Raw genomic sequence first — 9,062 nt, forward strand, 5'->3', positions numbered from 1 at the left:
TCTCGCGCTGTTTTGTATGTCTCTGTACGTTGCTGTGTGTGTTGTGCGTCGTTTCTTTTTTTGACTGCCGCGGCTACCACCGATATCTACCCTATCCTCTTCGTCGGCAGAGTCATATTTGTATAAGAGACAGCGTCAATGGGGCCTGGTTTGCCTTCGGGGGGGTTGGGTGCGTATGGTAGTAGATCGTTTGATCCCATTGCCCGGCGCCATTGCAGAGAGCGCCGCGTGGCGCGTTCTCTCCCTTGCCGTGGCTGACCGCATAGAGGCGGTCGTATTGCGAAATCACGGAGTTGACGGGCGCGTGCCGACGAGACTCCGGAAGGTTTCGCTTACGCATGTCCATTTCCAGTTCTGACCACGCCGTCATGCCCGAGAACGGCGAGAACGAGATCGTCGAGGAGACCCCCGAGGTCACCTTCGCCGAGCTCGGTCTCCCCGAGGGCGTTGTGCGCAAGCTCGCGCAGAACGGCGTGACCACCCCCTTCCCGATCCAGGCCGCGACCATCCCGGACGCCCTGGCCGGCAAGGACATCCTCGGCCGTGGCCGCACCGGCTCCGGCAAGACCCTCTCCTTCGGTCTGCCGACCCTGGCGCGTCTCGCCGGCGGCCGCACCGAGAAGCACAAGCCCCGCGCGATCATCCTCACCCCGACCCGTGAGCTCGCGATGCAGGTCGCGGACGCGCTCCAGCCGTACGGCGACGTCGTCGGCCTGAAGATGAAGGTCGTCTGCGGCGGTACGTCGATGGGCAACCAGATCTACGCCCTGGAGCGCGGCGTCGACATCCTCGTCGCCACCCCGGGCCGCCTGCGCGACATCATCAACCGCGGTGCCTGCTCCCTGGAGAACGTCGAGGTCGCCGTCCTCGACGAGGCCGACCAGATGTCCGACCTGGGCTTCCTGCCCGAGGTCACCGAGCTGCTCGACCAGGTCCCGGCGGGCGGCCAGCGGATGCTGTTCTCCGCCACGATGGAGAACGAGATCTCCACGCTGGTCAAGCGCTACCTGGTCGACCCGGTCTCGCACGAGGTCGACAGCGCCCAGGGCAACGTCACGACGATGTCGCACCACATCCTCATCGTGAAGCCCAAGGACAAGGCGCCGGTCACCGCGGCCATCGCCTCCCGCAAGGGCCGCACCATCATCTTCGTCCGCACCCAGCTGGGCGCCGACCGCATCGCCGAGCAGCTCGTCGAGGCCGGTGTGAAGGCCGACGCGCTGCACGGCGGCATGACGCAGGGCGCCCGTACCCGCGTCCTGGCCGACTTCAAGGACGGCTACGTCAACGCGCTGGTCGCCACCGACGTCGCCGCCCGCGGTATCCACGTCGACGGCATCGACCTGGTCCTCAACGTGGACCCGGCCGGCGACCACAAGGACTACCTGCACCGCGCCGGCCGTACGGCCCGAGCGGGTCGTACGGGCACGGTCGTGTCCCTCTCCCTGCCGCACCAGCGCCGCCAGATCTTCCGCCTCATGGAGGACGCGGGCGTCGACGCCGGGCGTCACATCATCAACTCCGGTACGGCCTTCGAGCCCGAGGTCGCCGACATCACCGGCGCCCGTTCGATGACCGAGGTCCAGGCCCAGTCGGCGGGCGACGCCGCCAAGCAGGCCGAGCGCGAGGTCACGCAGCTCACGAAGGAGCTGGAGCGGGCCACCCGGCGCGCGACCGAGCTCCGCGAGGAGGCCGACCGTCTCGTCGTGCGTGCCGCGCGCGAGCGGGGCGACGACCCGGAGACCGCGGTGGCCGAGGCCGCCGCCGTCGTGGAGGCCGAGGTGGCGGAGCAGCCCGTCGCCGAGGCGCCGGTGCGCGAGGAGTCCTCTTCGTACGAGCGTCCGCGTCAGCAGCGCGACGAGCGGGGCAACTACGAGCGCCGTGACCGTCGTGACGACCGTCCGTCGGGTGGTTTCCGCCGCGACGACCGTCGTGACGGTGACCGTGGCAGCTTCCGCCGCGATGACCGTCCGTCCGGTGGCTTCCGCCGTGACGACCGTCGTGACGGTGACCGTGGTGGTCGTTCCTTCGACCGTCGCGACGACCGTCCGTCGGGTGGCTTCAACCGTGACAACGACCGTGGCGGCTTCCGTCGCGACGACCGTCCGTCCGGTGGCTTCCGCCGCGATGACCGTCGCGACGGTGGTGACCGTGGTGGTCGTTCCTTCGACCGTCGCGACGAGCGCCCGTCGGGTGGCTTCCGCCGCGATGACCGTCGTGACGGTGACCGTGGTGGTCGTTCCTTCGACCGTCGTGACGACCGTCCGTCGGGTGGCTTCAACCGTGACAACGACCGTGGCGGCTTCCGTCGCGACGACCGTCCGTCCGGCCACCGTGGCAGCGACCGTCCGTTCAACCGTGACCGTCAGGGCAGCAGCGACCGCCCCGGCTTCCGCTCCGGCGGCCACGACCGCCCGCAGGGCCGTCGTGACGACCACCGCGGCACGGGCACCGGCACCGGCTCCTTCGGCCGCCGCGACGACAAGCCGCGCTGGAAGCGCAACGGCTGACGGTAAGTAAGCAGACAGAGCGCCGTGGTCCCCCGTCCGGGGGCCACGGCGCTCTGCCGTTGGGGGAGCTCTTTTCCGGAGCGGCTCTTTCTAGCCAAGTTGTGACGTGTGTCACGCCTCCAGTGAGGGAATTGCTGGGGGCATGACAGATGACGACATAGCGAGTGGGCAGTCGAAGGTCTCCGGACTCTCCGACGAGGAACGCCTCGCCCAGCTCGGCTACACGCAGGTTCTGGCCCGCCGCATGTCGGCGTTCTCCAACTACGCCGTCTCCTTCACGATCATCTCGGTGCTGTCGGGCTGTCTGACGCTGTACCTGTTCGGGATGAACACCGGCGGCCCCTCGGTGATGATGTGGGGCTGGGTCGCGGTCGGTCTGATGACGCTGTTCGTCGGGTTGTCGATGGCCGAGATCTGTTCGGCGTACCCGACCTCGGCAGGCCTGTACTTCTGGGCGCACAAGCTCGCCCCCAGCCGGACCGCGGCCGCCTGGGCGTGGTTCACGGGCTGGTTCAACGTGCTCGGCCAGGTCGCGGTGACGGCGGGCATCGACTTCGGTGCGGCCTCCTTCCTCGGCGCGTACCTGAACCTCCAGTTCGACTTCGAGGTGACCCCGGCCCGCACGATCCTCCTCTTCGCGGGCATCCTGGTCCTGCACGGTCTGCTGAACACCTTCGGCGTGCGGATCGTGGCCATCCTCAACAGCGTGAGCGTGTGGTGGCACGTGGTGGGTGTGCTGGTGATCGTCGGCGCGCTGACCTTCGTACCGGACCACCACCAGTCCGCGTCCTTCGTGTTCACGGAGTTCGTCAACAACACGGGCTGGGGCAGCGGGGTCTATGTCGTCGCGCTGGGCCTGCTGATGGCCCAGTACACCTTCACCGGCTACGACGCCTCCGCCCATATGACCGAGGAGACCCACGACGCGTCGACGGCCGGCCCGAAGGGGATCGTGCAGTCGATCTGGACGTCGTGGATCGCGGGATTCGTCCTCCTCCTCGGCTTCACCTTCGCGATCCAGTCCTACGACGGCGCGTTGACGTCCTCGACGGGCGCACCCCCGGCCCAGATCCTCCTGGACGCCCTCGGCGCGACCGCCGGCAAGCTGCTGCTGCTCGTCGTGATCGGGGCGCAGCTGTTCTGCGGAATGGCCTCGGTGACGGCCAACAGCCGCATGATCTACGCCTTCTCGCGTGACGGCGCGCTGCCGTTCTCGCACATCTGGCACACGGTCAGCCCGCGCACCCGGACGCCGGTCGCGGCGGTGTGGCTGGCGGCGACGGGGGCGCTGGTCCTGGGGCTGCCGTATCTGATCAACTACACGGCCTACGCGGCGGTGACGTCGGTGGCGGTGATCGGCCTCTACATCGCGTACGTCATCCCGACGCTGCTGCGGCTGCGCAAGGGCGAGGCCTTCGAGCGCGGGCCGTGGCACCTGGGCCGCTGGTCCCGGGCGATCGGTGTGGTCTCGGTGGTGTGGGTCGGCGTGATCACGATCCTCTTCATGCTGCCGCAGGTCTCCCCGGTCACCTGGGAGACCTTCAACTACGCCCCGATCGCCGTCCTGGCGGTCCTGGGCTTCGCGGCGGCCTGGTGGCTGGCCTCGGCCCGGCACTGGTTCCTCAACCCCGAGCACGAGCGGACGCGGGCCCGCGACGCGGCACGCAAGGGGGCGCCGGAACCGGTCGATCCGTGATCTTTGGGCCACCTTCCGCTCGCCCCCGTCCCTTCCGGCGCGGCCGTGTCACCGATACCCGATCGGAGACTCGGCCGCGTCCGGCTATGCTCGGGGAGGCAACATCGCCTGGGCCCTTAGCTCAATTGGCAGAGCAGTGGACTTTTAATCCATTGGTTGTGGGTTCGAGTCCCACAGGGCCTACCGGTGCGGGGGAGGGGTGACCCCTTCTGACCTGCTACGCAGCGCCTGAGTCGGCTTCGGTCGGCTCGGGCGTCGCTGCGTTCCGGTGTCGGTCCTCACGTCGGCATTCCCCGCTCCGCCAGCCCGCTCTCGTAGGCGATGATCACCAACTGGGCCCGGTCCCGTGCGTGCAGCTTCGTCAGGAGGCTGCTCACGTGGGTTTTCACGGTGGGCAGGCTGACCACGAGGTGCTGGGAGATCTCCGCGTTCGAGAGTCCGTTCGCGATCAGGACCAATACCTCCTGTTCGCGTTTCGTGAGGCCGACCAGTCTCGGGGCCGGTCGCGTCGGTTCGTCGGTGCGGGTGAAGTTCGCGATGAGGCGGCGGGTGACCGTGGGGGCCAGGACTCCCTCGCCGGTGGCGATGATCCGGATGCCCGCGATCAGGTCCGTCGGTGAGGCGTCCTTCAGCATGAAGCCGCTCGCGCCCGCTTGCAGGGCCGGGTAGACGTAGTCGTCCACGTCGAACATCGTGAGGGCCAGTACCCGTACGCCCGTCAGCGTCTCGTCGGAGCAGATCTCACGGGTGGCCGCGATGCCGTCCATGACGGGCATGCGGAGGTCCATCAGGACGACGTCCGGTCTGAGTTCGCGGGCGAGTCGCACTGCTCGGGCGCCGTCCTCCGCCTCGGCTATCGCCGTCATCCCGGGGGCCGAGTCGACGAGGAGACGGAAGCTGCCGCGCAGCAGGGCCTGGTCGTCCGCGATCAGGACCCTGACCGGCGCCTCGGCCATCGCGTGTTCCTCGCATGGTGTTCGTCTGAGCTCATCGGAGGGCGTTCGCGATCCTAGCTGTTTCGTATGCTCAACTGCCCTACTGGCACTCCTCGTTGGACACTGTCTCGGTTGTTCCCGTGACCGTTGCCGACCTCACGCGTCCCATCTACGGGACCGGAGGTAGCCGGCGGCCAGCGCCGTGGTCGTCCACACGAGCATGACGACGCATCCGGTGTACGCGTCCTGCGCGTGGACGGTGAGCATCCGCATGCCGGCCTGGTCGGGGAAGTACCGGGCCGCCTCCTTCGTCGCGCCGATGGCGGAGAGGATCTGGGTTCCGGCGAGCACCATCGGGAGCAGTACGGCCAGCGGCAGGACGGAGCTGCGGGCCGTGGCGGCGACGCCTGCCGCGAACAGGCTCATCAGCGTCAGGTAGACCACCGCTCCGGCCAGTGCGCGGGGGACGCCGTTCGCGTCGATCGGGGTGCCGTGGGGGCCGAGGGCGATCTGGGTGACCAGGTAGCCGACGACGATGACGGGGGCGGCGACGGCCGCGGCGGCGAGGGCGGTGACGGTCATCTTCGCCGCGTAGAGCCGGCCTCGCCGGGGCACGGCGAGCAGCGAGACGCGCATCATGCCCGAGGCGTACTCGCTGGAGACGATGAGGACGGCGAACACGATCAGGGCGAGCTGCCCGTAGAGGATGCCGTCCAGGCCGGCCTGTTCGGGGGTGAAGTCGGAGCGGAGTCCGGGGCTGTCGGACTCGATGGCGCCCTTCGCGGACCAGCCGCCGAGTGCGGCGATGAAGACGCTGACGGGGACGAACAGCAGCAGGGCGACGAAGGTGCCGCGGATGCCGCGCAGCTTGGTGAACTCGGCCCGGACGGCCGCGACCGTCTCAGACATGGGTGGTGCTTCCCTCGTCGCCGGTGAGCTTGAGGAAGGTGTCCTCAAGGGATGCCGTGTGGGTACTCAGCTCTTCGAGCGGGAGCCCGATCGTCGCGGCCAGGCGGCTGATCTCGGCCGCCGGTATGCCGTCGACCTCCAGGCTGCCGTCCGGTGTCGACATCGGCCTTGCGCCCTTTCGCTCCAACTCGGTCTGAAACCGCAGGGGTTCCGGTGTGCGTACGCGCACGTAGGTCCGGCCGTGGCGCCGGAGGAACTCCGACATGCCGGTCTCCGCGAGGAGCCGGCCTCGGCTGATGACGACCAACTGGTCCGCGACCATGGACATCTCGGTCATCAGGTGGCTGGAGACCAGGACGGTCCGGCCCTCGGCGGCCATCGAGCGCAGCAGTTCGCGCAGCCACCGGATACCCTCCGCGTCAAGGCCGTTGACCGGTTCGTCGAGCACCAGGACCGGAGGATCGCCGAGCAGGGCCGCGGCCAGGCCGAGCCGCTGGCCCATACCCAGGGAGAACGTTCCGATACGCCGCCGGGCCGCGTCCGTGAGGCCGACCGTCTCCAGGACCTCGCGGACCCGTCGCCGGGGGATCCGGTTGCTCCGCGCGAGCCACAGCAGATGGTCGGCGGCGGTCATGGTGCGGTGCGGGGCCGACGTCTCCAGCAGGGCACCCAGGTGCCGGGCGGGGTAGGTCAGTTCGCGATAGGCGCGGCCGTCGACCGTCGCGGTCCCGGTGTCCGGGTGGGTGAGGCCGAGCAGCATCCGTAGCGTCGTGGACTTCCCGGCTCCGTTGGGGCCGAGGAAGCCGGTGACGGTTCCGGGCCGCACCGTGAAGGTGAGGCCGTCCACGACGGTGTGCCGCCCGTACCGCTTGGTCAGGTTCTGGACGTCGATCACGGGGTGAGTCTCGTCGGGCGACCCGCCGCCCGCATCGGTCCCGGGACTGGAGTGTGGGAGGGCCTCGCGTGGGGTCGAACCCATACCTGCGGATGAGTTCGACCGGAGACCATGCCCGGCTCGCTACGGGGCTGTCCGGCTCAGTACGGCAAGGTCGCCAGCACCCGGAAACCGCCGCCCGGCCGTGGCCCGGTGTCGAGGGTGCCGCCGTGCGCGGCGGTCCGCTCCTCCATCCCGACCAGGCCCATTCCGCCGCCGGGCACGGTCGGACGGTGCCCGGGGTCGGGGCCGTCGTCGGTGACCTCGATCGTCAACAGGCCCTGTTCCGCGGTGAGTCGCACCCGGCATCGGGTCGGCGCGGCATGCTTGACGACGTTGGTCAGCGCCTCCTGGACGATCCGGAACGCGGACAGCGCGACACCGTCCGGGAGTTCCTCCCCGCCCAGGGACCGCAGCTCGACGTGTACGCCGGCCGCCTCGGCCGTCCGGACCAGGGTCGGCAGGTCCGACAGTCCGAGAACCGGCCGGAGATCCTGGGCGCCGCCGTCCGGCTCCCGGCGTAACACCTTGAGGGTGGCCCGCATGTCGCTCAACGCCCTGCGGCTGACGTCCTCGATCACCTTGAGTGCCTCGCGCGCCTCCTCCGGGTGGGTGGCGACGACGTGGTTGGCGATACCCGCCTTGATCGCGATGAGGCCCACGCTGTGGGTGACGACGTCGTGGATGTCACGGGCGATACGGAGGCGCTCCTCGGCCTTCGCCTGTTCGGCGGCGTGCTCGACGGCACGCCTCGCGCTCTCCCGACGTTCCCTGACGGCCGATCCCGCCGCCCAGGTGGCGCCGAGGACAAGCAGCCCGAACAGGGCCTGCACCGCCTTGGTCCCGCCCTGGTAGCTCTCTGCCCCCGTCGCCGTGAGCAGGACCGCGCCCGCCGTGCACAGGCCGGTGATGAAGGCCGCGGACAGCCTCGGCCGTCGTCTCCACGTCGTGGCCACCGCGTACAGGGCGTACCCGCAGGCGAGAAACGGGACCGGTCCGACGCCGACGGCCAGCGCCGTGCAGGCGGCGGCCAGCACGATCCCGGCGACCGGCACGGGCCACAGCCGCCGGACGACCAGCGGAAGCGCGGTGCCCAGCGAGAACAGCCATATGGTGTCGCCGCTCGCCATGTCGCCGAGGTCCGGCTGGAGCACGGCCACCTGCGGGAGCAGCGCGAAGCCGAGCGCGGCCGACGCGTCGAGCATGACCAAGCGCCTTCGGGGGAGACCAGCCATGCCGTGAACGTATCCATCGGCCAGGGGTTCGAGTCCCACTTCGCGCCACGTCGGACTGCCGCTACGACCCCCACGGCGGCGGGCCGGTGTGGGTGGCCCAGGCGGCGAGGGCTGCCTCGTCGAAGAGGCGGATCCCGGTGCCGGAGGCGTACTGGGTCGCGGGCTTCGTGAACACCGATGTGGTGACGACGGCGGCGACCTGGGCGCCGTGGACGCTGTAGCAAGTGCCGCCGAACCGCTGGAGATCCGGGCTGCCCACCTTGGTGGTCGGGCCGTAGCGCTTGCACTGGATGACGACGCGGCGCCCGTCGGGGGCGTCGGCGACGACGTCGGCGCCGAGGTCGCCGGCGCCGCCCACGACCCGGACCCCGAGACAGCCGTCGCGTTCGCAGAGGAACGCGACCGCGTGCTCGAACTCCCTCGCACCCATGGCGTGGTAGCGCGCCACCTCCGTGGACCGCAGGGCGCGGACGCGGTGGCGTTCCGCGGCCTGCCGGGCCCGGCGCTTGCCGAGCGCGATGCCGCCGCCCGCGAGGAGCAGGAGGATGAAGAAGGCGCCGGCGCCGTTGCCGTCGGTCCAGGCGAGGAGTGCCGCCGGGAGCAGGACGAGGGCGGCGGCCGCGTAGAGGCAGCCGGCGACTCCGATCGGTTCGGACGGTCGGACGAGGTCGCGTGTGGGCGCGCGCATGGATCCCCCCAAGGTGTGCCAGGTGGAGAGATCTACCACCGGGACGCGGCAAGGGTGGCCCTTATGTCGGTGAACAGCCCTTTCCGGTGTTTTCGCACGCCCGGGGCGTGCGCCTCCCCGCCAACCCGTCTCCCACCGCCCCGCCGTCCCGCTTC

The 9,062-nt window shown here is 69.9% G+C and carries 7 protein-coding genes and 1 tRNA gene; 3 read left to right on the forward strand and 5 right to left on the reverse strand.

The window, feature by feature from the left end:
• The first annotated feature begins 338 nt into the window (after positions 1-338).
• From HLK59_RS45385 to HLK59_RS45395, 3 genes are all read left to right on the forward strand, one after another.
• Entirely contained in the window at positions 339-2,510 is a 2,172-nt protein-coding gene (locus tag HLK59_RS45385; protein ID WP_171147527.1) for a DEAD/DEAH box helicase, read from the forward strand.
• Positions 2,511-2,652: 142 nt separating this feature from the next.
• On the forward strand, positions 2,653-4,206 hold the full coding sequence (locus tag HLK59_RS45390; RefSeq protein WP_171147528.1) for an amino acid permease: 1,554 nt from the start codon (positions 2,653-2,655) through the stop codon (positions 4,204-4,206).
• A 110-nt stretch (positions 4,207-4,316) separates the two neighbouring features.
• Positions 4,317-4,389, forward strand: a tRNA-Lys gene (locus tag HLK59_RS45395).
• Positions 4,390-4,484: 95 nt separating this feature from the next.
• Here HLK59_RS45395 and HLK59_RS45400 read toward each other — a convergent pair.
• From HLK59_RS45400 to HLK59_RS45420, 5 genes are all read right to left on the reverse strand, one after another.
• On the reverse strand, positions 4,485-5,162 hold the full coding sequence (locus HLK59_RS45400; protein ID WP_171147529.1) for a response regulator transcription factor: 678 nt from the start codon (positions 5,160-5,162) through the stop codon (positions 4,485-4,487).
• Between the two features lie 135 nt (positions 5,163-5,297).
• Positions 5,298-6,050 (reverse strand): ABC transporter permease, encoded by a 753-nt coding sequence (locus HLK59_RS45405; RefSeq protein WP_171147530.1) that lies wholly within the window; start codon positions 6,048-6,050, stop codon positions 5,298-5,300.
• Entirely contained in the window at positions 6,043-6,945 is a 903-nt protein-coding gene (locus HLK59_RS45410) for an ATP-binding cassette domain-containing protein (protein ID WP_171147531.1), read from the reverse strand. The genes HLK59_RS45405 and HLK59_RS45410 overlap by 8 nt, the downstream gene beginning before the upstream one ends.
• A 140-nt stretch (positions 6,946-7,085) precedes the next feature.
• Entirely contained in the window at positions 7,086-8,189 is a 1,104-nt protein-coding gene (locus HLK59_RS45415; protein WP_240983023.1) for a sensor histidine kinase, read from the reverse strand.
• Between the two features lie 91 nt (positions 8,190-8,280).
• Positions 8,281-8,907, reverse strand: coding sequence for a restriction endonuclease (locus HLK59_RS45420; protein ID WP_171147532.1), 627 nt, complete (start codon positions 8,905-8,907; stop codon positions 8,281-8,283).
• Positions 8,908-9,062 lie beyond the last annotated feature (155 nt).

The sequence above is a fragment of the Streptomyces sp. S3(2020) genome (genome assembly GCF_013044505.1).
Classification (GTDB): Bacteria; Actinomycetota; Actinomycetes; order Streptomycetales; family Streptomycetaceae; genus Streptomyces.

What these genes read in the sequence shown, in the direction of transcription:
- HLK59_RS45420 (WP_171147532.1), bottom strand. Translation starts at nt 8,907, where the DNA reads ATGCGCGCGCCCACACGCGACCTCGTCCGACCGTCCGAACCGATCGGA.
- HLK59_RS45400 (WP_171147529.1), bottom strand. Translation starts at nt 5,162, where the DNA reads ATGGCCGAGGCGCCGGTCAGGGTCCTGATCGCGGACGACCAGGCCCTG.
- HLK59_RS45415 (WP_240983023.1), bottom strand. Translation starts at nt 8,189, where the DNA reads ATGCTCGACGCGTCGGCCGCGCTCGGCTTCGCGCTGCTCCCGCAGGTG.
- HLK59_RS45390 (WP_171147528.1), top strand. Translation starts at nt 2,653, where the DNA reads ATGACAGATGACGACATAGCGAGTGGGCAGTCGAAGGTCTCCGGACTC.
- HLK59_RS45405 (WP_171147530.1), bottom strand. Translation starts at nt 6,050, where the DNA reads ATGTCTGAGACGGTCGCGGCCGTCCGGGCCGAGTTCACCAAGCTGCGC.
- HLK59_RS45385 (WP_171147527.1), top strand. Translation starts at nt 339, where the DNA reads ATGTCCATTTCCAGTTCTGACCACGCCGTCATGCCCGAGAACGGCGAG.